The organism is Thermosporothrix sp. COM3, from assembly GCF_059696735.1.
On the sequence record NZ_AP019376.1, the window covers coordinates 561,206 to 582,810 of the forward strand.

A 21,605-nucleotide genomic window follows, 5' to 3' on the forward strand; every position below is an offset into this window, starting at 1 on the left:
CGTCACAAGCGCTGCGTTTCGCAGAGCGCCAGCACACGCGCTTTCCATGCGTGGAGAAGGTTGCCTGCCCTCAAGCAAGCGAGCGCGTTAGAAGGCGCCTGTTCCGTTCGGCGTTCCCAGACCAGTCGGACCATCATAGCCAGTACCGGCTGTACAGAGATACTTCACCGAACAGGAGCCATTGCTTCCACTGACAATGTCAAAGAGGCTGCCAGTATGGCTGTAGGGATAGGAGCCATAGGTGATACTGGACGTGTTGCCAGCCAGCGCGTACACCGCCGCGATAATCGGAGCTGAAGCACTGGTCCCACCATAGACCGCCCAACCATTGCCACCATACGTGTTATACACCGAAACGCCGGTGTAGGGATCAGCAACCGCAGAAACATCAGCGATCGCGCGTTTATTGCAGCCTGTGTCCTGCTGCCAGCTCGGCTTAGGAACATACTTGCTACAACCGCTTCCGGCGCCGTTCCATGCTGTTTCCGTCCAGCCACGGGAGTTACTGGCACGCTTCAACGAGGTGCCACCGACTGCCGTCACATACTGTGAGGTAGCCGGAAATGCCGTACCATAGCCGCTGTCACCCGTGCTGACCGTGATCGCCACGCCGGGATGCTTGAAGTACGTCACCTCGTCGGTTGTCTCCTGCCGATACTCAGAGCCACCATAGCTGTTGCTGACCGCTACCGCACCCAGGCGAACAGCCGTATTCACTGATGCGCCAAGATCTTCCATATAGGCAGAGTCGGCTTCCACCAGCAGGATATGACAATTCGGACAAATAGCACTGACCATATCCAGGTCAAGGGCGATCTCACCGGCCCACCCCGAATCGGGCTGGGGGTAGTTGGTGCCGCCGTTCTGATCGACCTTCTTGAAACAGCCGTTTGCCGTCGTGCAAGGCGGCAAGCCAAACTGTTGCCGATAGACCGCTAAGTCCTGCTCGGCGTTAGGGTCGTCATAGGCATCAACAATAGCAACCGTCTTACCAGCACCCGCTGTCGACGATGGCAGTTTGTAGGCCGACTGCAAATCAGCCGGATTCAAGCCCTGTGGACCGGCAGCGAGCGTCTGAATGTCGCCCCCCTCCAGGCGCAACGCCATACAGTGAGCATAGCGAGGCGCAACCTCTCCACAGACTTTTGTTACATGCTTGCGGGAATTTGTCGTTTGAGCGCTTGCCCCTTGGGTCAGTACCAGGCTACAGAGCAAGACACCCAGAATGGAGAACACAAAGGTAGAGGATCGTAGGATTCGTTTCACAGCATGTCCTTTCTTTCCTGCATCCTTGCTGGCAGGAACAACCTGTGATAACAGTAGAAAATGCGAGATGCGCTCTGCAATCCGCTGAGGGCAGGCAACAAAGGCAGACGCAAAGCCGATCGCATGTACCTCATTGCAGTTCCCAGGTACATGCTCGGTTCCTCGCCATTTCCTTGAGAAGAAGCATACACGACTTCCCTTATTCCTCAATTACTTGATACTTTCTCTCATGTTTCTCTCAGGGAGATTATTTTTCAAACTCCTCTCATTGCACTTGTACTGCGCCCTCCGCTTCCAGAAATAACGACTTCTTTTACAAATGAATAGGCAAAACCGCGACGTCCGCTTACATAAGATCATGCAGAGGACAGCGCTTTTCTTATGTAAGAGCAGGGAGCGAATACGCTGCATAGAGAGGAAGATTTCTTTGCTGGCTTCTCCTCCCCTTTCCTTACACTTTTCCAGCTCTTTTGCATCTAAAAGAGAAACCCGACCGCTTCTCTATCGAAACAGCCGGGTAAATACTATCAAGGAATGCCTGGCTATACGCGCGCCTGCCAGATATGCACCGTTCCATCATTGCTCGCAGAGGCAATCCGCGCCCCGTCCGGAGACCAGATAACTTGCAAGTATTGCATAACGTTGGTGCAAAAGTTCCATAACACATACTCCTTCTCTACACCTATATCTCTAGATATACGTTCTGCACAGAGATATGTTCTCTTCAATTGAGGAGGGAATACAGAAGGGTTGAGGTTTTTTGAAAAATGGCCGATTTTGTCGAGGTTTTCTCTTGACAACCGCCTCGATTTCCTGTAATATAAGCCCAGTCGAAAGGACAATATGCCGAAGTGGTGAAACTGGTAGACACGCAACGTTCAGGGCGTTGTACTCGCAAGGGTGTGTGGGTTCGAATCCCACCTTCGGCACCAACAAAAAGAGCGCCGGTGGTTTTTCACCGACGCTCTTTTTCTTTTCTGTCTGCTTTTATGCACACTGCATCTGGTCTTCGCCCTCTTCCTCATCAGCCACACCAGACCATTCCTTCCGGGCCAGCTCAGCAACCCAGCGGAAGCGTCCTTCGAGTCGCTCATTCTTCAGCAACGTCAATGCCAGATAGAGCCAGCAAATGGCGTTAGGCACCGTCAGGTAGTCTTTTCCAGCCAGCTCGACCGCTGCCATGCTCATGCGCTCGTACAGGCTCGTATCGGTCAGCAGATCATAGATGTGCTGCGCGACCTGAACCGTGTTGCCAACCTCGACGAGATGACCGTTGACACCGTTGACAATTTGCAGAGGGATACCACCAACGTGGTACGCCACAACCGGCTTGCCCTTCATCAGTGCCTCGGTCACTTTCACCTCGAATCCCTCTTTTGTAGAGAGTTGCAGCACAACGCTACTCTTGCGCAGCAGGGTATTGAGCAACTGGTCACGATGTGGCAGGCGTGCAACCTTGACATCGGATGCGAGCGCTGCGTACAGATCTGAGCGCAGCAGCTCCTGCACATGGTTGAAGATGGGCACACCATCGGGATCGTCTACCGAGCCATTCCCGGCGATCACGAGCTGAGGAACCGGCTGCTGCCGCTCCTGGAGCATGATGCACAGTCGGCGATACGCTTCCAGCACATCAGGAATGCCCTTTGAAGGATCGAAACGCGCAATCTGCACGATGTACGGGCGCGTCAGATCGAGCGGCGTCTGTCCCTCGCGTTCCAGAATCTCATTGAAGAAATGCAGATAGTGCTCCATCTGCTCTTCACTCAGCTCTTTGTTCAGCCCATCCAGTGGATCGGTGGTTGCAGGCATGTAGAGCACTTTATCATCAGGGACGTTTTTCGGGACAAACATGCTCATTGGATGACTGACAAAGTAATCAGCATCCTTGATGGTCTGCCAGAGAAATTCCCAGGTGATGTTCTGTGGCGTTCCCGGCTGAGACGCCAGACTGCTGACGATCTGAATATGCGAACGATAGATGATATGCGCGTGCGGGTTTGCCTGCTTGATATACGGGATCAGTCCAGCAGGCTGCGGATCATCGATCACCAGCACATCGGCCTGCTTGAAGACATCATGCAGCAGATGAGCATTTTCAGCCGACCAGGCATTGAATACCGCTTTATCTTCATCGGTCAACACCACATCGGGCGCTGCGACTGCCTGCAAGACGTTATGGAACTTGCGCTTTGTGATATCGAAGACCTCAGCATTCGGTACCAGAACGTACCAATGGGCGTCAACATTCATCAGACGCAACAACCGGATCAGGGCATGCCGCATCAGAGCAACGCCACCACCACGCGGTGTCGCGTTCACAAAGACCAGCCGCTTCCCCTGAAACGCCTGAACCAGACGCGAAAGCAGCGCGAAATCCTGCAGAACGGTTACGGCTCGATAGTCATCAAGCGTCACCAGATCCGCAACCCCAACTTCTTGCGAGAGGCTGAGAGGAATCTGAACCACGTTCTGGGCATCGAAATTGGCGGCCACTTCTCGCACCAGCTTTTCTAATGGCTCCTCGCGCGGTGCAGCTATAATAAAGGGAACAATATCTTCTTTCAGCCAGAGTCGCGAGAACAGGTGAGCAAGGGTATCATCTTTGCGTATGGCCGCTGCAATAATTTGCTGATGCCGTTGCGCAACAAGCTCGCTCAGCCATGCGGACAGCTCTTCTCCCACATTCCCCGAAAGCTGGCGGGTTTCAGTCAGAACGCTATCGCCCACAAGCTCAACAAGCGTGACACCATTGTCAGAGCTCTCCAGACCAATAAATGCAGTTAGAGGTGTCTTTACAGAAGGAGTAGAGTGCTCCGGCTGTTGTACCCGCACTACCGGAGCCCCGGCTACAGGCATCTCTTCAACGACTTCACTGGCGTTGGTAAGTTGCGTCATTTCGGTAAATCCTCTCAAAATTCTAGTAGTAGTAAGATGATTCCAGATACATGGATGAACCTTGTACGATTCAACATCGACACATTTTCCAGTTTGCTCAGGGAATTTCAATAGATTTTTAATCTGGATTAAGCTTTCGCTGAAAACTGAAAATGGGCCGAAGAATGATGAAATGGAAGGGTTCAGTATAAGGCGAGAGGAAAGTGTACCATGAACGGGTGTACATGGGCGCTTCCCGAAAAAACGTCCGTCCTTTCTCTTGCTCTTCTCTCTACTTATGAGAACACTTTGATGTGTCTCTTTATTTCATCTATTAGTATTATGATACAAAAAGCAGACAACCACAAGAGAAAGATATTTGCTTTTCCATAAAAAAAGTGGCTACCAGCGTGCTGATACGCACAAATACTGATAGCCACTTTTAGCTATAGAGAATTGAGAAAGGTTATTCGGCTGGAGAATATCCACCTTCTTCGTCTGTCTCGCGCTCTTCCAGCCGCTCTATCCCTTTCCGCGCTCGAGGTTTCGGTGGATACTGTGTGCTCCCTGCCACATGCTCCGAACCACTGCTTGTATATTGGTCGGTGCCAAGATCGTTCCCCGGAGGATGGGCGTAATCGCCGGTCCCGATCAGGTCCTTATCCTGCTTTATCCGGTCGCGATCCTGGCCCGTATTCTGTTTCTGACGGGGCTTCTCACGTTCAGCCATAGTACACTGCTCCTTCTTGCTTCTAGCCTTCTTTCCTTGCTCTCTGAGAGCACGATTCGGAGCCTCAGAAGGTAACAGCTTCTGCTTGCTGACCGCGTCCGGACGGCATGACGCGCATTCCCAGAGTGGCAGCCCGGTCTTTTCCACCACATAGCCGGGCAACTGTGCAAAGAGCGCTTCCGCCTTCAGGGGATCAAATTTGACGCTCGAACTCATCTGTAGCATCACGTATCTACCAATAGCGCACTGTTTGCAGCGGGCGACCGGTGATCTCCCGCCGATATATCACGCTTTCCAGCAAGGGCAGCCCGGTCTTTTCCACCACATAGCCGGGCAACTGTGCAAAGAGCTTCTCGACATGTAAGGCAGGCTCATACCCGCTATCAAACCAGATCTGCCGCCCGGGATCGCGCCAGCGCAGAAACTGAACGCCATCTGAGATCTCATAGATCGCATGCCGTTCTTTCGCCCTGTAACATACAAAATACTTCACTGTATCCCATTGCATGGCTACCTGCTTGCCCCCATACAGAGCGAGTATTCCATCCTCATCAACAAACAGGGAGGGCCAGCGGTAGGGCATGCTCTGAGAGGTGTAGAGAAACAGGATCCAGCACAGGAAGGCGAGCAAAAGCGGTACGACAGCAAACATTCTGAGGGTAACAAGCTCTTCAGGATGCGTTGAGCCCTGAGCCTGGAAGAAAGCACAGAGACATCCCACCCAGGAAAGGACTGCAAACACACAGGCTGCTCTGCTCAGGGTTCTGGCTGACGAGTACTTTTTCTCTACGTTGATCTGTAGCTCAAAGCGTTTCAGCTTCACCTCTTCCTGTATCTCTATCTGCTTGTAATCGCTTGTTTTACCATGTAATAGATTCTTACGCGTCTCCATCGTTTGAAAAGTCGCGCTATCAAAAAGAATCGCCAGCACCCATCCTCCTCCTATCAATACGAGCAGCAAGCACAGTATAATCACAAAGGGGTCAAAAATAGATTCCTGCTATTATATAGTATGATTCGATTGTAAGTGCAACAAAGGCGACATTCAGCATAGCTCTGGTGAGAGTCGCTTTGCGATCCTTCGCTAAAGGATCGAAACCGATCCTCGAACTCATCTGTATCATCGCGTATCTACCATTTCCAGAACCCTATGAGACTAACTGCGCGAAGATTCGGTCGCGCTTCCGAGCATCGATCAAAGGAAGTCCTGTTCGGGCCACGAAGATTGACGGAAGCTCACTGAGTCCCTCTTGCCCCTGATAGTCAAAGGAGGCCGCCAGCCCGCTTACCAAGCATACTCGATAGGAGTGCGGTCTGTCCAGAAGGCAAGAGAAAGAGGGAAAAGGCATAATTGTCTTTTCAGGGATATTCAGGCTCTTCCTTCTTCGGGCGCACCACAGGCCAACAGTCCAGCGACTCCATAGCCGCTTCAAGATCCGGAGAGCCCACACGCAAAACCGAGCCCCGTACGCCCGAAACGCCGGGACAGCATTCCCGTCCTGCAATCGAGTTCTCCAGAGCACTGGACCCACAACGTTGCCCACGACGATGATCACCCCATTTTCTTCACCCTTCCCTGGGAAATTTGGTTCTCGCGGCGGAACCTCTGGTTGTGATCCTGCGTGCGCCCGGCCCGGGATATGGGTGCATAAAGCCGCCTGTAGTACCAGGTAACGCCCTGGTAGAGCGAGGAGCAGATGATAGATTTTATACCCTCCCGGAAGGCCTATCCCTACTTGTAGAAACGTGATGACACATCTATAATTGTGCTAAAGTAAAAGTAATTCATACTTTTCTATGAGCTCACCGGGAAAGACCGAGATACATCATTGTTGATCTTTGAATAGCACTGGGAGATTACCATTCATGTGTCAAGATTGCCAGCGTAACAGGACTGGCCCTCACACCGCTCCAATGCGCGTGCGCCCGACAACCGAACCAATGCCCAGGACGCCGGTTCCACGGCGAGCTTCGGCGAGACAGCAACCACCTCGCATCAGCCCGACGCGTCGCTATCTGATTACCGATACCGCACCGTTGCCGCGCCCTCGCGAAAAGACCAGCCGCCGTCATCTGTTGAAAGCCAGTATTATCGCGATCGGCATGGGTGCTGCAACAGCACTAGGAGCGCTTGAGGTCCGAAGTCTGATCACCCATGAACCGGTGATCACGATCTTTCCCGGCACCTCGCTCTTCCCGGATGCACATACCCTGCCAAACGACACGCCAGCCATTCATAATACGAGCGCCTGGAAAGCGCGACCGCCATCCGGGCCGCTCCCGATCTTACCACAGAAAAGCACCAAGATTCTGATTCATCAGACACAGACATCCAATACCGGAGATACCTCGCTCGGGCACGCCTACTCGCTCGCTCGCACAATCCAGAATTTCCATATGGATGCGAACGGTTGGCCCGATACCGGACAGCATTTCACCGTCACTCGAGGCGGTTACATTCTGGAAGGGCGGCATAACAGTGTTCAGGCGCTGATGTCGGGTTCCTATCATGTCGTCGGCGCACACTGCCCCGAGTTGAATAGCGAGGCGATCGGCATCGAGAACGAAGGAACCTACTTTAGCGATCTGCCGCCAGAAGCGCACTGGAACGCTCTGATCTCCTTCTGCATCTTCATCTGTAAACAATACGGGTTTGGCGCAGAAGGCATCTTCGGGCACTGGGATTTCAGCAACACGGACTGCCCCGGCACGCGTTTCTACTCGCAGCTTCCACGCCTGCGCAAAGAGGTTGCTCAGCGCCTCGGACAAAGCATGCCCCCGCTCACGTGGCCCGATCACCGCCCGGGAACCAGCGGCGAAACGGTTCGCACCCTGCGCACCCTGCTCAATCTGCACTATCGCAATCTCGGCGTTTCCGACGACTTTAATGACGAGACCGAGGATGCGCTGAAGCGCTTTCAGACGGAACACCGGCTTCCGGCGAATGCCTACACAACCGCAAAAACATGGGAGGCGCTTGTCATGCCGCTCAATAAGAAAAGTACCGGTGATGTTGTTCGTGCCGTGCAGAGTCATCTGCGGATGAAGGGCTTCGGCGCTGACGTCAACGGGCGCTTCGATGGCAAGACGATCAGCGCCTTGCAGAAGCTCCAGCAGCTCCACGGGCTGCCCGCCACCGAGGAAGTCGACCTCAAAACATGGTGCGCATTGCTCGGCGGCGTCATCGGCTAGCGCAAAGCACCAGAAAAGGGGAGACCTTCTTGCTCCCCTTTTTCTTTGTTGTGCAGCTTATTGTATCCGAATCGCGCCCAGTGTATATGAGCCATCAGCAAGCGGGCCCGGCTTGATGCTGAGTTGCAGCGGGCGGTAAAAGCCCTGAGTGTCACGTACCTGAAGCGTCAGCGTGTAAGTGCCACGCGCCAGCGTCTCAGGCAGCACGAAACTCTCATCGTCGCTCGTCGTGCTCTGTGGCCCGATGCTCATCAGAGACAGATTTGACTCATCCGACCAGACCACACGCCCATCTGCATTCCGCAACTGATAGACGACGCTCCACGGATGGTAGACAGGAGCAACGCCATCGTTGGCCCATTGCACGCTGATCACCATCCTGCCACCCGGCGCAACCGTCGTTGACAATGTTACATCGTTCAGCACAAAACGATATCCCGACCGGCGGAAAATCTCCAGAAGCGCTTGCTGCTGCGCGTGAGTATAGCTGGAGAAGTCGCGCAGGTTGCCGCCTCCGTCGCCCACAACCGAGGCGCGGAACGTCTGGATATCGGTCAAAGCCTGTTGAAAATCGGGGTCCTTCCCAAAGTCAAAGTAGATCGGCGCTTTCGGCCATATCGCCTCTACCGCCTGGACGTTTGCTCGTGCTCCATCAAGATCGCGTGTGCCAAGCCCGTTCACACGCAGACCCACCGGAAGCGCCCGTTGTAAGCCAAGCGCATACTTCAGCGCGTCCAACTGATAGGGGAACATCAAGAAGCGCTTCCCCGGGAACGCGTTCACCTGAAGATCGATAAGCTTCTTCATCTCCTCAAGCGAGAGCGTATCTGCTTGCTTATCGTCGGAACAACTTGCACGCCACTCGCCCATGCACCCATACAGGCCAATATCGATCCAACCGAGGCTCTTCTGATCCCCGAATTTTGCCCCGAGCTGCTGGAAAAGCTGCTCCGCACGGGGCAGGAATTGCGGATCTTTGTAGCCCTTCAGATCATCCGGCAGGCATTTCTGACCCGGAACCTCGGCCATGACGCGCAGATTGAGCATATACTGACGGCTTTGTGCCTGCTTCAGTTGGTGCTCTAACTGCCCGAAGGTATACTGATGCGCGGTCGGTTCCAGATCGCGCCAGCAGAGCCGAAGAAAGGTATCCGTGGTCGGCCAGCCATCGGGTCGCTGCTCATCGCCATAGAACTGAGCGCCCCGCTGTGGATTGCTCAACTCGCGCCCGCTGGTATCAGGGGTCGGAGTCGGGACAGTTTGGGTAGGCTCTGGCGTTGCCGTCTTGCCCGGCGTCGGAGTTTTGCCCGCTGGCGGGGTATGCTCTGCCGTCGGTTGGGACGAAGGGGGTTGTGACGACTGTGTGGGCGTCTCCTCGGCTGGTGTTTCTGTGTTCACCGGAATTTCTGTGTCATCATATGGGCCGGTATAACCGGGAGGAGCGCCACCAGAGCCGGTCGAATCCGAGTCATCATCCTGAATATCGGACTCGTCGGGCGTCGCGGTCGGCGTGACCGTTTCGGTTGGCGTCACGGTTTCGGTCGCCCCAAAAGTAACAGAGGGAGAAGACCAGTCATTGACGCTTGCGATGCTGGTCGTTGTTGGTTTAGCCTGTGTTTTGATTGGCTTGCCCGTGCTGCCGTATGCATCGATCACCACGCCCCCCGAGAGGAACATGAGCAGCACCACGGCCAGCATCACCATAAATACACGCCTGTTCAGCCAGGTGACGGTTGTCAGGGCTTTGTGTCTCCGCGCCACAACGGTTGCTTTGGGCATCGTTGTCACAACCAGCGGGACCGCGGAGAGGATGCGATGGTTCAGTGAATGAAGCGGCAAGCCAACTCGGTTGTTCAGGCTCTTCCTACTTGCCTTTGGCGGTTCAGGACCCCTTTTCAGTCTCTCCTGAGCCACAAAAAAACCTCGCCTCTTTCTCTCAACTGGAAAGCATTTTCAACAAAGAATATCCCCATCCATCTACGGCGCTTTCCTACAGTATTGTATCCTACTGCATGCTATTTCGCAAGGTCCACAGTTCGCTGTGGTACCGATGGACCCGCTGCAACCATTTGAACTGCTCGGGCGTTTTGGTCTATAGAGAGCATGTAGAAGGAGGAACACCCGATCATGCAGCAGGCTGATAACCAACCCTTACAGCCCGAATATGCGCAACAATTACTTCGACGTCAGAACGTGCTGCAAGCCGAAGCAAAGGCCGTCATCCAGGAACTGCATCTGCACTCCCTGCTGCGTTCGGTCGGAACCGTACGACAGGTGGGCAGCTCCTCGCTTGGCCTGCTCGTCTGGCGTGATATTGATTTCGGCGTGTCCAGTCCCGGACTGAGCAGCGCACGTGCCTACGAGCTGATGAAGCCGCTTTATCTCAATCCTCGCATGAAAGAGATTCGCTACTTTAATGAAGGGCCACTGGTCCCCGCGCACAAGAAACCCGGGAACCGCTATTATTACGCGCTGGTCTACCAGTTCGGGCAGGAGAAGCAGGAATGGAAAATTGACATCTCCTTCTGGCTCGATGAGGAACCACGTGCTGAGCCGCTTCAGGACAGGATGGAACGCGAACTCACTCCCGAGCTACGCGGCGTGATCCTCTGGCTGAAAGAGATATGGCACAGCCTGCCAACCTACCGCGCGCAGGTCTATAGCGTCGATATCTACGAAGCGGTGTTGGATCATGGCGTACGCACTCCCGCCGAGTTTGATGCATATCTCGCAAAGCGGGAGAAGCCAACGCGTGCCGCTTCTGCTGGCATGATCCAGAGCGAGCGCCGCTATGCCTGACCGCCTCTGGACAAAGCGCTCTTTCTCCATTATGATTGCAGGAGGACATGAGGAGCGAAAGGATGAAAGAGATGCAATTACCGCTTCCAACCTCCCTGCTTCTGGAGCGCTTTGACGCTCCTGGAGTGCGCTCGATCATCATCACAGGAAGCTATGCGCGCGGCAAGGCCAACCCGTACAGCGACCTTGATCTTGTGCGCCTGACCGACGGAAGCGAGGTCCCGGGCGAAGGGAGCTATCTGCTTGACGGCGTATTTGTCGTTGTCAGCAACAAGAGCCCGGACGCACTTGAGGCCTGCTTTACCGACCCGCGTCGGGCTGTGGCGGCAATCGGCGCGTTGCAGACCGCGATTCCACTGCTTGACCGCGATGCCTATTTCACCCGGCTTCAGCAGCGAGCCCGGGCCTTCACCTGGACCGATGAGCTGCAACAGCAAGCAAACCGCTTCGCCAGTGAAGAGCTCGTCGGGCTGATTGAAGAGGTGCGTAAGGGCCTGGCAGGCCTGCGGAGCAAGGATATCGGGCGCATGCTCAACGCACAATTTGGCCTCACCTGGTCCCTTTCTCGTGTGATGATGGTCCAGCAAGGGATGGTGTTTGCATCCAGCGATAATGCTGTATATGAGGGGGTTGCAACCAGAATCGGCTTGCAGTCACGATGGGTCAGACTGCGGCGGCAGGCGTTTGGCATTGAGGACGAGCACGGCACGACGCCAACGCTGCGCGAGCAGATCATAGCCGGGCTCTGGCTCTATGTCGAGACTGTTTGTCTGCTTGAAGCGGTTCTGCAAGCGGAAGACGCGCCGCTGATTCAGCATACCGTCGAACTGATCCGACGCGACACGCCACCTCTGCCAGGATTCGAGCAATACTAGAGAAAGGAAACAAGCGTGCACTATCGTCGTTTAGGACGCACCGGCCTGAAAGTGTCGGCCCTCTGCCTGGGCGCGATGCAGTGGGGCTATACCACCGATGAAAAGACAGCGTTCGCAGTCATGGATGCCTTTGTAGAGCGCGGCGGCACCTTTTTTGATACCGCAGACTTCTACTCGCGCTGGATCAGCGAAGAGCTGGCAGGCATCTCTGAAACGATTATCGGGCGCTGGCTCAAGGCGCGGCGGAACCGTGACCGCGTGGTGATCGCGACCAAAGTCTATCAGCCGATGGGCACAGGCCCCAATGATCGTGGGCTCTCACGCCAGCATATCATACAGGCGGTCGAAGACTCATTACGCCGCCTGCAAACCGATTATATCGATCTCTATCAGGCGCATGCCTTCGATGCCGAAACCCCGATCGATGAGACGTTACGCGCCTTCGATGACCTGCAACGCGCGGGCAAGGTGCGCTATGTCGGCGCGGCCAATTATCCCGCCTGGCGGTTGATGGAAGCGCTCTGGAAGGCCGACACGGGGAAGACGGTGCGCTACGATTCGCTGCAACCACACTATAATCTGGTGCATCGTGCCGAGTTTGAAAGCGAGCTGCAAACGCTCTGTGAGCAGTATCAGCTCGGGGTGATCCCCTATAGCTCGCTTGCCAGTGGCTTTCTGACCGGCAAATATCAGCGGAACAGGCGGCCCGAAAGCAAGCGTGCTGATAGCGTCCTTAAACGCTACGATAACAAACGCTCATGGGCGATTCTTGAAACAGTGGAACGTATCGCCATCGAACAGGAAACCACACCCTCAGCCGTCGCGCTCGCCTGGCTGCTGGCGCAACCGACAGTGACCGCACCTATTGCCGGAGCCAACTCCGTCGAGCAGCTTCTGATCAGCCTTGCCGCGCTGGATCTCTCCCTATCCCCTGCTCAACTTCAGATGCTCAATACGGTCTCAGATTGGCGGCAGGAGTAGCCGTATTGGCTACCCTGTCTCCCTCCTTTTCTTCCACTCCGTATCTATGGTAGAATATCCATCACCCCATTTTGATTGACCGCTTTCGATTCAAACTCTAGGGAAGGAGTCATTCCGCCGATTAGAAATAGTATGCAGGAAAGATGCCCTGCTGTATCTCTTCTATACATACTTTTCTATACATAAAGAGAAGGAATGACGCCTATTGGAGCTTACACTATGGATATCGTTCTTGATACAGTGTGCACCTTTGACAAAGTAGTGAATCAATTTCTCGCGGAATATTGTGAAATCGGAGAAGACCTTCGCATCACGGATGATGAACTATTTCATGAATTCCGCCAATACTGGTTACAGGTCACGCATGATGACCATTACCCCGCCCTGCTCGGACAGTTCCGTGTCTACCTGACAGAACACGGCTATCGTTCAAGCAGTGGCAAACACCCCGAGTGGTACGGGCTGACGCTGCGTAAACGCTAGCCTCAGCCGCAATTTCCCCCCGGTCTCTCCCCTCCTCCCCTGTGCCACCTATCCCTGCGGATTGGCGAGGGCAAGAAGCAGGCTTCCAGCACCAGGAAACCTGCTCCTCGAGCCGCCAGGCCCGCATCTAGACGCCATAATCGTAAAGCTGCTCAAACTGAAGATGCAGGTCATTCGTTACCTGCCACATCGAGGCCAGCGCTTTGCGCACATTGCAGGTAGCACATGGCGGCAAATCAGAGCGAGCAGCCAGCTTTTTCAGTGCCTCATAGGTCTCCAGCAGCTCCTGTTCGGCCTCGGACAGCGGTTTATTGAGTAGATCCTTTTGCTGCATGCTTACACCTCCTGCACTTTAATACTGCGCAACCGGTCGCGCATCTATCAAACGTCGTGCCTTTAACTCAAAATGCGGCAGCGTGCCATATTCCATCAGTTCAAGGTTGAAACGCAGCCCCTCATGCGCATTCGCAAGATCCTTGCCGAGCTGCTGCCGGAGCTGCTCCCATTCGCCCTCGTGGCCCGGCTTCAACTCCAGCCTGATCGTGATTTCATCCTGAAGATTGTCTTTGCGCCAGAGGTAGATCTGAAACTCATCAATGGATGCGTATTCACGAATAATGGCTTCTACAGCGCGTGGATAGACATTCGTGCCACGAATCAGCTTCATATCGTCCCAACGTCCGCGTATGCCACCTTCGTAGATATCCCAGGTACGCCCACAGGTACAGGTGCTGGCAGGAACGCGCACAACCATATCTTTCGAGCGGTAGCGAATCGCCGGAATGAAGCCGCGCCCGAATGAGGTCACAACCCGCTCCCCGAGCTCCCCATAGCCAACCGGCTCGCCGGTCTGAGGATGAAGAACCTCTTCAAGAAAATGGTCCTCAATAATATGGGTACCACCCGGCTGATGCGAGCACTCAAAAATCATGATGGTGCCAACTTCGGTCATGCCCGCTGTATCACCGACCCTGGCTCCCCAGGCCTCTTCAAGCTGGCGCTTGACCGCCGGAATAGAGCCCGCTGGCTCGCCTGATAATATCAGTTTATTGACGCGGCCCTCCTTCACGATATCAATGCCCAGTTCCTGCGCCTTCTGCCACATGTGCAGCGCATAGGTAGGAGTCGAGCAGACAGTAGTCGCACCCATTTCGATAATCTGCTTGATACGCGCCTCGGTTGTCTGCGCTCCACCCGGGATTACAAGAGCCCCGAGCTTCTCGCAGCAGTAGTGAGCGCCCCAGAAGCCAATGAAGGAGCCATAGCCGAAAGCAAAATACACGGTGTCGGTGGGCCGTACACCAAACGCCCAGAAGCCGTAGGCCCACATCTCGCTGATCCAGTCCCAGTCTTTCATGCTATCCAGCACACGAATCGGCGTGCGACCGGAGGTGCCCGACGTCAGGTGATAGCGAATAGCATTGGTCTGGTCGGTTGCCAGCAGGTCGCCGAAAAGAGGGTTGTCTATCTGGGCTTCCATCCACTCCTCACGCGTCATCAGCGGAATACGACGGATATCGTCCAGGCGTTGTAGCTGATCGGGGTGAAAACCGGCGGCCTCAAAGCGCCGCTTATGAAATGGGCTCTTTGCGTACGCCCATTCACACATACGTCGCAGCTTATGCAGTTGCAGGGCCTGTAGCTCTTCGCGGGGAAGGGTCTCGGTTTTGGGATTCCAGTACTCGGGGTAGGCCATGCGCATTCCTCCTTTTCACGCGCCACCATGCGCGGTCTCAGGAACGCCGAACATAACGTCGCTCGTTATGCCGCTTTACTGCTATACAAACGTCTCTGTTCGTACTTTGTGCGCTACTTCTCTTTTCCAAGAAGGTCGCGTGCAATAATCACTCGCTGGATGTGACTTGTTCCCTCGTAAATCTGCAAACCCTTGATATCGCGATAAAAGCGCTCGACGGGGTATTCGTTGGAGTAGCCGCGATTGCCATGCAACAGGACCGCCTCTGATGCGGCCTTCATCGCGGCTTCGGTCGCAAATAGCTTGGCGATAGAGGTCGCCCGGGTGGTTGGTAAACCCTGATCTTTCAGCCATGCCGCGCGATAGGTGAGCAGGCGAGCGGCATCAACCGAGGCAGCCATGTCGGCCAGCGTTGCCTGAAGCATCTGAAAATCGCCGATCCGTTGTCCGAACTGGCGGCGCTCCCGGGCATAGACAATACAGGCATCCAGGCAGCCCTGCGCAATCCCGACAGCCCCGGCAGCGACCCCCAGACGGCCCCGATCCAGCGCCGACATCGCCACCTTGAAGCCCTCGCCCGGCTCCCCAAGCAGCGCGCTCTTCGGCACACGACACCCCTCCAATGTGATGCGGGCATGCTCCGAGGCGCGATGACCGAGCTCCTTTCCGGGCATGGGGTGCCGCACAAAGCCGGGAGTATCGGTCTCGACCAGAAACGCACAGATTCCTTTGTGCCGCTTCTCTGGCGCCTGCGTGGCAAAGACGATCGCGAGGCGCGCACTGAGACCATTGGTAATCCAGATCTTTTCACCGGACAACAGAAAGTGGTCGCCCTCGTCCTTCGCCAGTGTTTGCATGCTTGCTGCGTCGGAACCGGCCTGCGCCTCAGTCAGCGCATAGCAGCCGATCCACTCGCCCCGCGCCAGCAGCGGCAAATAGCGCTGTTTCTGCTCCTCGGTCCCCCACTCCTGAATGCAGAGAGCAACCAGGCTGGCATGAACCGTCAGGAAGCCACGCACCGACGAATCGACGCGCCCCAGTTCTTCGCACAGCAGCGCATAGCTGACGAAGTCCATGCCGGAGCCACCGTAACGCTGCTCAAGCGGGCCGGCCAGCAAACCCAGTTCAGCAAGGCGCGGGACCAGGTGTGCGGGAAATACGCCGCTCTCATCCGCCTGACGAGCTACAGGGGCAACCTCTTCCTGTGCGAAACGCCGGGCGCGTGCTTGAATCCGTTGTTGTTCCGGGGTCAAAGCAAAATCCATAAAGCCATAGCGCTCCTTTCCGACTGCTACGCGTGAAGCATCGCTATCCCCTGAATCTCGATCAGCACATCATCATCGAAAAAGCGCGATATCTCTAAAAGAGCGATTGCAGGGTAATAGCGCCCGAAGAAGGAGCGATGCACCTGCCCTAATTCCTCTAGATGTGCTTTATACTCGTCGCGATCCCGCACAAAGAACGTGAGCTGAACAATGTCTGTCATTGTGCCGCCAGCACGCTCGACGACGGTTTTCAGGTTCTGGAGCACCTGCCTGTATTGCTCGACCAGATCGCCGGGTGCCACGATCTGGCCCTGCGCATTGAGGGCGGTCTGTCCGGCCAGAAAAAGCAGGCGGCCACCTTCAACCAGGATGCCGTGATTGTAGCCGCCTGGCCGGGCAAGTTCTGGAGGATTTACAATCTCTTTTTGCATAGAGGCCTCTCTGACTCTATTCAACAAACATACGGTGTTGAACATAGTATATCATGTTTCGAGGCCTTTTTCGCTTTCTCTTATTCCTGTGGTTTAAAGCCAATTCCCGACTGCAAAAACCAGATACCACAGAAATTCTCTTGCTGCATCTCTGCCGTTGCCCGGGCATAGAGCATGTCGAGCTCCTCCTGCGTGCTGATGCCAGAGCGAACAATCAGAGGTTGCAGCAGCTTCATCACGGTCGCTGCATTCTCAAACGCCGATGTATGGGCAGGCATACCAGCCGAATAGTTCATCACATGGCCGCGCTGCTCGATATTCACAAAGCCCGCCTCTTGCAGCAAACGTCCCTGGACCGCCGTCACACCCGCGAAGTCGCCAGTCTCGGTGAAACAATGGCCCGCCTTGCGCATCGCCTGAATAAACAGGGAGTTGTAGCGTGTCAGCGAGGGGCTGGTGGTGATGCCGCCCAGCATCTCGCATTCAATGGTACAGAACACGCCACCAGGCCGCAGGACGCGCAGGCACTCCCGCAGGAGATGCGGCCAGTTCTCAGCGCTCAAAAACGAGGTTATCAGCCGCGCATGAACCACATCGAAAGAGGCATCGGGATAGTCCAGACCGGGCCTGACGTCCTTCTGATAGAACTCAACGTGCTGCAAACCCTCATCTTGCACACACATATTCGCATATGCAATCATAATCGAGCTGATATCGACGCCTATCACATGACAATGCGGATAGCGCCGCGCCACTTCCAGCGCCCATTCACCTGGACCGCAGGCAATATCGAGAACCGCTTGCGCCCGTCCCAGAACATCTTCACGCGGAAACAGACCACAGTATTGTGTCAACGCCTGTGCTTGCTTGGTAAGACGAGCCATTTCAGCCACATTTTCGGCATCGGTCATATAGCTGGATGACATACGCTGTCCTTTCCTTCAAAATGAAATAGAGAGAAAAATATCTCTCTCCAGTATATAGCATGCATGCTTGCTTCTGGAACTCATACAGGCATTTTCTCTCTTTTCGCGGCCCGATGTGCAGGAATAGCAACGGGGTTCAGGACAGAATCTCGCGCAGATAGCCCTGCATCCCTCGCTCCTGCCTCCATTGGCGCGGATAGCCAAGCGAGACCTCTTCAAAACGAACCCCATCAACGTAATCGGTAGCGCGAATATGCAAATGGCCATACACGACCACCGAAGCCCCATAGCGCGTGTGCCACTGCTCGGTATACGTCGTGCCACACCAGGGCGCAAAGCGCGGGATACGCTGAAGCCGCCGGGTGAACTGCTGTCGCAAGGGAAAGTGATTCACCAGCACAACCGATTGCGCCGGAGCAAGCGCCTGAAGTCGTCGCTCGGTATAATCGCAGCGTGCGGCGCACCAGGCGGCCCGCGATGGGTAGGGATCGGCATGGAGCACATATTCATCGGCACAGACCGAATGCTGTTCCGCGGCCCATGCAACGACCTGATCCAGTGGCACCGAAGCCGGACGAAAACTATAATCATAGAGCACAAAAAGCGGCGCAATAACCGTCTGACCGCCGTCCCCGGGCCAGGGGACATAGGGATCTTCCGGGGTCAGCGCTCCATGCTCCCGGCAAATCTGCACCAGCCGTTGATACTTTGCCTCTCCACGCAGCTCGTCTCTGCCATCACGCCCGGGAAGCGTCCAGAGGTCATGATTTCCCGGCACCCAGAACAGCCGGGCGAACCGCCGGGAGAGCTCGCTGAGCGCAAAATGAAGCTGCTCCTCCGTTTCGCCGACATCGCCCGCCAGAATCAACCAATCTTCCGGGTAGGCAGGAAGAGCCTTCAGCGCCTCCCGGTTGGCATCATGCCCTATATGAATATCACTGATTGCATACAGTTTCATGCTTCTTACTCCGCTTTTTTCTGAGCCTCTGCGACCCTATAGTGCAAAGCAAACACCACATATCGTGTATCTGTCAAGCAATGACCCCTCGGTGCACACGAAAGAGAGCAAGCGAGGAGTGCACGGGCATCCCGGGCGCGTCTGAGATTGAAATCAGTGGATTGGCAAACGGGCACCACTTCGGGTACAATGAACAGTATATCGACTACCGCGACAGGAGGAGCGCTATCGAGGGCTTTCCTCCTTTTTCATGGTTTTCGTATTCTCTCACATTCTCTATACATAGCGTACGGCAGAAATTCAAAAAAGGTGGTCTGATGTTTACACGGAATTTCCAGTATCCTGCACCGGTGCAAGCAGGCGACAAAGTAGCGATCCTCTCCCCCTCATCTGGCCTGCCCGAAATCTTCCCCGATGTCTACGAACTGGGTCTACAGCGCTTGCGCGATCTCTTCGGACTTCAGCCTGTTGAGTATCCAACCACGCGAAAAATGCACTCTCGCCCCGAAGATCGAGCACGCGATATCCATGCCGCCTTTCGCGATCCTGAGATCAAGGCCCTGATCGCCTCTATTGGTGGAGACGATCAACTAAAAGTGTTAAAGTACCTTGATCCCGAGCTGATCCGCGCAAACCCGAAGCCATTTTTCGGGTACAGTGATAATACCAATCTGCACAACTATCTCTGGAATCTGGGTATTGTCTCATATCATGGCGGCTCGATTCTGGTGCACTTCGGGCGTGGGGGCTCCATGCATCCCGACACGGTTACCTCGCTCAAGCAGGCGCTCTTCACCCGGGGAGAATATGAGCTCAAGCCCGCTCTCCACTGGACCGACGAGCCCGGAGACTGGCGAGACCCCGAGTTTGTCAGGAAGGAGCCGCACATGTTCCCCGGAGAAGGCTGGACCTGGCACAATGCCGGGGAGGTCATCGAAGGCACCACCTGGGGCGGAAACCTGGAAATTCTGGACTGGAATATGCGAGCCAATCGCTACATCCAGCCCGTGGAGAGCTATGCCGGCTCCATCTTCTACATCGAGACCTCTGAAGAGATGCCATCTGCTCTTGAGGTTTATCGCATCCTGATGTGCATGGGTGAACGCGGCCTGTTGAAACAGTTCCCTGCCGTGATCGTGGGGCGCCCAAAGGCCTGGGACCACAATCAGCCATTCACAGCCGAACAGAAGGCACGTTACTATCAAGAGCAACGAGACGCCATTCTACAGGCGTTTCATGAATATAATCCAGCGGCAACGATCGTCTTTAACGTCGATTTCGGGCATACCGACCCGCAATTGATTCTTCCAAATGGCGGCAAAGCGCGAATTGACGGCGTTCAGAAGCGGATCTTTGTCACCTACTAGACCCGGCTCTCAGCAAGGAAGGAGAGAGAAGCATGAACACCGCTCAGGTTCTGGTTGAACTGCTGAAGGCGTATAAAGTGCAGCATATTTTTGGCGTTCCAGGTGATACCACCATGCACTTCTATGATGCGCTCTATGCAGCACGAGACGACATACAACATATTATGGCACGCGACGAGCGATCAGCGGCTTTTATGGCGGATACCTATGCACGGCTCTCGCACCGGCCAGGGATTACCGAGGCGCCAAGCGGTGGCGGCGCAACCTATGTGATCCCGGGCATTGCCGAAGCAAACGGCTCGTCGGTTCCCATGATCGTTTTTACCTCGGATGTGCCGGTTGTTGACGAGGGGAAAGGCACCCTGACCGCGATCGATCAGGCGCGGCTGCTTGAGGCAGCGACCAAGTGGCGAGGTGTCGTCAAACGGCCCTCCATGCTCCCGGACATCGTACGACGTGCGTTCCGGGCCGCTACTACCGGACGCGGCGGTGTCGCTCATATCGTCCTGCCCGAAGATGTTTTAGGGGAAGAGCTGCCCTCACCTGCATTGCACGCCGAAGAAGCGTGCACGGTCTATCCAGCCTATCGCACGCAGGCCCCCCGGGTCGCGCTGGAAGCCATACTTGACGCCCTGCTGAAGGCCAGCCGGCCCCTGATTATCGCGGGTGGCGGTGCTGTGCTCTCCGGTGCATGGGATGAGATCACCGCGCTTGCCGAGCGGCTGCATATTCCAGTGGCAACGACTATCAACGGAAAAGGCAGCATCAACGAGATGCACCCGTGGAGCGTCGGCGTCATCGGCGGAAATGGCGCACGGCCCTACGCGAATCAGCTTATGGCCGAGGCTGATTGTATTTTCTACCTGGGCTCGAAGGTCAACTCGCTGACGACGCTCAAGGGCACGGTTCCAGCCCCTACAGCAACCGTGTTGCAGCTCAACGTCGATCCGCTTGAGCTCGGTAATAACGTGCCCGCCACTGTCGCAGCCTGTGGAGACATCAAGGAATCGCTTGCCGCCCTGCTTGAGCTGATTTCGCAGCGCAGCATCTCGGCGCCACAGCGCAGCGTGACCCCGGAGAAGCTTGAGGAGCTGGCAGCCCCCTTCTGGGAGGCCGTCGCCCGCAACGCAACGCGTCCCGATGTGCCCGTTGTGCCGCAGAGAATCATTGAAACTCTATGGCAGCACACGCCCGAAGATGTCGTTGTTGTGGCCGATCCCGGCACTATGACGCCCTTTACCGCTTCCCAGTTCCGCACCCGGCGTCCCGGTCGCTCGGTTGTGATTCCCCGGGCACATGGAGGCCTCGGCTACGCGCTTCCTGCGACCGTTGGTGCCTACTACGCCCGCCCCGGAGAACGCATCGTTGGCCTCGTAGGCGATGGCTCATTCGGCATGTCCGGCACCGAGCTGGCAACCATCGGCATGCTGAAACTACCCATCACGCTGATTCACTTCAATAACGGCTCGTTTGGCTGGATCAAGATGTTGCAACACCTCTACTACGGTCAGCGCTACCTGAGCGTCGATTTTACCGGGAAAATGGACGCGGCAACGGTCGCCGAGGGCTTCGGCGTACGCGGCATTCGCATCACACACCCCGATCAGCTTGTTGACGCGATCACTGAGGGACTGGCAAGCAATGAGCCGGTCTTTATCGATGTGCACACGCGCTCCGAGCTTGACGAAGTACCGCCCGTTCATGCCTGGCAGCAAGCCCTCTCACAGCGATAGCAGCATAACACAAAAGCCCTTCTTCT

General features: G+C 55.5%; 19 protein-coding genes and 1 tRNA gene. 8 read left to right on the forward strand and 12 right to left on the reverse strand.

Features of this window, described 5'->3' with window-relative positions:
• Nucleotides 1–87: 87 nt before the first annotated feature.
• Together KTH_RS02490 and KTH_RS02495 are read right to left on the reverse strand one after the other, a co-directional pair.
• A complete protein-coding gene (locus KTH_RS02490; RefSeq protein ID WP_211326161.1) occupies nt 88–1,266 on the reverse strand; it encodes a S53 family peptidase in 1,179 nt (392 codons plus the stop codon).
• Nucleotides 1,267–1,808: 542 nt separating this feature from the next.
• Nucleotides 1,809–1,904, reverse strand: coding sequence for a hypothetical protein (locus tag KTH_RS02495; RefSeq protein WP_497616233.1), 96 nt, complete (start codon nt 1,902–1,904; stop codon nt 1,809–1,811).
• Nucleotides 1,905–2,111: 207 nt separating this feature from the next.
• Here KTH_RS02495 and KTH_RS02500 point away from each other — a divergent pair.
• A tRNA-Leu gene (locus tag KTH_RS02500) sits at nt 2,112–2,198 on the forward strand.
• A 55-nt stretch (nt 2,199–2,253) separates the two neighbouring features.
• Here the strand turns inward: KTH_RS02500 and KTH_RS02505 are convergent.
• From KTH_RS02505 to KTH_RS02515, 3 genes are all read right to left on the reverse strand, one after another.
• Nucleotides 2,254–4,164, reverse strand: a complete 1,911-nt coding sequence (locus KTH_RS02505; protein WP_497616235.1) for a glycosyltransferase — start codon at nt 4,162–4,164, stop codon at nt 2,254–2,256.
• 445 nt (nt 4,165–4,609) lie between these two features.
• Nucleotides 4,610–5,089 (reverse strand): hypothetical protein, encoded by a 480-nt coding sequence (locus tag KTH_RS02510; RefSeq protein ID WP_146505368.1) that lies wholly within the window; start codon nt 5,087–5,089, stop codon nt 4,610–4,612.
• A gap of 16 nt (nt 5,090–5,105) precedes the next feature.
• Nucleotides 5,106–5,849 (reverse strand): hypothetical protein, encoded by a 744-nt coding sequence (locus KTH_RS02515; RefSeq protein ID WP_497616236.1) that lies wholly within the window; start codon nt 5,847–5,849, stop codon nt 5,106–5,108.
• Nucleotides 5,850–6,739: 890 nt separating this feature from the next.
• On the opposite strand from KTH_RS02515, the gene KTH_RS02520 reads away from it, so the two are divergent.
• Nucleotides 6,740–8,065: a peptidoglycan recognition protein family protein gene (locus KTH_RS02520; RefSeq protein WP_111322869.1), complete on the forward strand. Its 1,326-nt coding sequence runs from the start codon at nt 6,740–6,742 to the stop codon at nt 8,063–8,065.
• 57 nt (nt 8,066–8,122) lie between these two features.
• Here KTH_RS02520 and KTH_RS02525 read toward each other — a convergent pair whose 3' ends face one another.
• Nucleotides 8,123–9,979, reverse strand: a complete 1,857-nt coding sequence (locus tag KTH_RS02525) for a DUF4832 domain-containing protein (RefSeq protein WP_497616238.1) — start codon at nt 9,977–9,979, stop codon at nt 8,123–8,125.
• 213 nt (nt 9,980–10,192) lie between these two features.
• On the opposite strand from KTH_RS02525, the gene KTH_RS02530 reads away from it, so the two are divergent.
• The 4 genes from KTH_RS02530 (at nt 10,193) to KTH_RS02545 (ending at nt 13,203) form a co-directional block, all read left to right on the forward strand.
• Nucleotides 10,193–10,864 (forward strand): hypothetical protein, encoded by a 672-nt coding sequence (locus tag KTH_RS02530; protein WP_111322873.1) that lies wholly within the window; start codon nt 10,193–10,195, stop codon nt 10,862–10,864.
• Nucleotides 10,865–10,935: 71 nt separating this feature from the next.
• Complete coding sequence (locus tag KTH_RS02535) at nt 10,936–11,739, forward strand: nucleotidyltransferase domain-containing protein (RefSeq protein ID WP_497616240.1); 804 nt, start codon at nt 10,936–10,938, stop codon at nt 11,737–11,739.
• 15 nt (nt 11,740–11,754) lie between these two features.
• On the forward strand, nt 11,755–12,720 hold the full coding sequence (locus KTH_RS02540) for an aldo/keto reductase (protein WP_497616241.1): 966 nt from the start codon (nt 11,755–11,757) through the stop codon (nt 12,718–12,720).
• Between the two features lie 219 nt (nt 12,721–12,939).
• Nucleotides 12,940–13,203: a hypothetical protein gene (locus KTH_RS02545; protein WP_211326162.1), complete on the forward strand. Its 264-nt coding sequence runs from the start codon at nt 12,940–12,942 to the stop codon at nt 13,201–13,203.
• 127 nt (nt 13,204–13,330) lie between these two features.
• Here KTH_RS02545 and KTH_RS02550 read toward each other — a convergent pair whose 3' ends face one another.
• The 6 genes from KTH_RS02550 to KTH_RS02575 form a co-directional block, all read right to left on the reverse strand.
• Entirely contained in the window at nt 13,331–13,537 is a 207-nt protein-coding gene (locus tag KTH_RS02550) for a hypothetical protein (RefSeq protein ID WP_111322881.1), read from the reverse strand.
• 18 nt (nt 13,538–13,555) lie between these two features.
• Nucleotides 13,556–14,899 carry a phenylacetate--CoA ligase family protein gene (locus tag KTH_RS02555; protein WP_111322883.1) on the reverse strand — a complete coding sequence of 448 codons (1,344 nt, stop codon included), beginning with the start codon at nt 14,897–14,899 and terminating at the stop codon, nt 13,556–13,558.
• Between the two features lie 113 nt (nt 14,900–15,012).
• On the reverse strand, nt 15,013–16,164 hold the full coding sequence (locus KTH_RS02560) for an acyl-CoA dehydrogenase family protein (RefSeq protein ID WP_111322885.1): 1,152 nt from the start codon (nt 16,162–16,164) through the stop codon (nt 15,013–15,015).
• Nucleotides 16,165–16,190: 26 nt separating this feature from the next.
• Entirely contained in the window at nt 16,191–16,595 is a 405-nt protein-coding gene (locus KTH_RS02565; RefSeq protein WP_111322887.1) for a RidA family protein, read from the reverse strand.
• 80 nt (nt 16,596–16,675) lie between these two features.
• Nucleotides 16,676–17,521 carry a class I SAM-dependent methyltransferase gene (locus tag KTH_RS02570; RefSeq protein ID WP_111322889.1) on the reverse strand — a complete coding sequence of 282 codons (846 nt, stop codon included), beginning with the start codon at nt 17,519–17,521 and terminating at the stop codon, nt 16,676–16,678.
• Nucleotides 17,522–17,657: 136 nt separating this feature from the next.
• Complete coding sequence (locus tag KTH_RS02575) at nt 17,658–18,479, reverse strand: metallophosphoesterase family protein (protein WP_111322891.1); 822 nt, start codon at nt 18,477–18,479, stop codon at nt 17,658–17,660.
• A 317-nt stretch (nt 18,480–18,796) separates the two neighbouring features.
• Between KTH_RS02575 and KTH_RS02580 the strand changes: the two genes are divergently transcribed.
• Both KTH_RS02580 and KTH_RS02585 read left to right on the forward strand, forming a co-directional pair.
• The gene (locus KTH_RS02580) at nt 18,797–19,846 is read left to right on the forward strand and encodes a S66 family peptidase (RefSeq protein ID WP_111322893.1); all 1,050 of its coding nucleotides are present in this window, start codon (nt 18,797–18,799) and stop codon (nt 19,844–19,846) included.
• A gap of 32 nt (nt 19,847–19,878) precedes the next feature.
• Nucleotides 19,879–21,579, forward strand: coding sequence for a thiamine pyrophosphate-binding protein (locus KTH_RS02585; RefSeq protein WP_497616246.1), 1,701 nt, complete (start codon nt 19,879–19,881; stop codon nt 21,577–21,579).
• The last annotated feature ends 26 nt before the right edge of the window (nt 21,580–21,605 follow it).

Excerpts from the sequence above, each read along its gene's own strand:
- KTH_RS02560 (WP_111322885.1), bottom strand. The coding sequence starts at position 16,164 with ATGGATTTTGCTTTGACCCCGGAACAACAACGGATTCAAGCACGCGCC.
- KTH_RS02510 (WP_146505368.1), bottom strand. The coding sequence starts at position 5,089 with ATGAGTTCGAGCGTCAAATTTGATCCCCTGAAGGCGGAAGCGCTCTTT.
- KTH_RS02530 (WP_111322873.1), top strand. The coding sequence starts at position 10,193 with ATGCAGCAGGCTGATAACCAACCCTTACAGCCCGAATATGCGCAACAA.
- KTH_RS02565 (WP_111322887.1), bottom strand. The coding sequence starts at position 16,595 with ATGCAAAAAGAGATTGTAAATCCTCCAGAACTTGCCCGGCCAGGCGGC.
- KTH_RS02550 (WP_111322881.1), bottom strand. The coding sequence starts at position 13,537 with ATGCAGCAAAAGGATCTACTCAATAAACCGCTGTCCGAGGCCGAACAG.
- KTH_RS02535 (WP_497616240.1), top strand. The coding sequence starts at position 10,936 with ATGCAATTACCGCTTCCAACCTCCCTGCTTCTGGAGCGCTTTGACGCT.
- KTH_RS02580 (WP_111322893.1), top strand. The coding sequence starts at position 18,797 with ATGTTTACACGGAATTTCCAGTATCCTGCACCGGTGCAAGCAGGCGAC.
- KTH_RS02545 (WP_211326162.1), top strand. The coding sequence starts at position 12,940 with ATGGATATCGTTCTTGATACAGTGTGCACCTTTGACAAAGTAGTGAAT.
- KTH_RS02585 (WP_497616246.1), top strand. The coding sequence starts at position 19,879 with ATGAACACCGCTCAGGTTCTGGTTGAACTGCTGAAGGCGTATAAAGTG.
- KTH_RS02575 (WP_111322891.1), bottom strand. The coding sequence starts at position 18,479 with ATGAAACTGTATGCAATCAGTGATATTCATATAGGGCATGATGCCAAC.
- KTH_RS02495 (WP_497616233.1), bottom strand. The coding sequence starts at position 1,904 with ATGCAATACTTGCAAGTTATCTGGTCTCCGGACGGGGCGCGGATTGCC.
- KTH_RS02555 (WP_111322883.1), bottom strand. The coding sequence starts at position 14,899 with ATGGCCTACCCCGAGTACTGGAATCCCAAAACCGAGACCCTTCCCCGC.
- KTH_RS02520 (WP_111322869.1), top strand. The coding sequence starts at position 6,740 with ATGTGTCAAGATTGCCAGCGTAACAGGACTGGCCCTCACACCGCTCCA.
- KTH_RS02570 (WP_111322889.1), bottom strand. The coding sequence starts at position 17,521 with ATGTCATCCAGCTATATGACCGATGCCGAAAATGTGGCTGAAATGGCT.
- KTH_RS02505 (WP_497616235.1), bottom strand. The coding sequence starts at position 4,164 with ATGACGCAACTTACCAACGCCAGTGAAGTCGTTGAAGAGATGCCTGTA.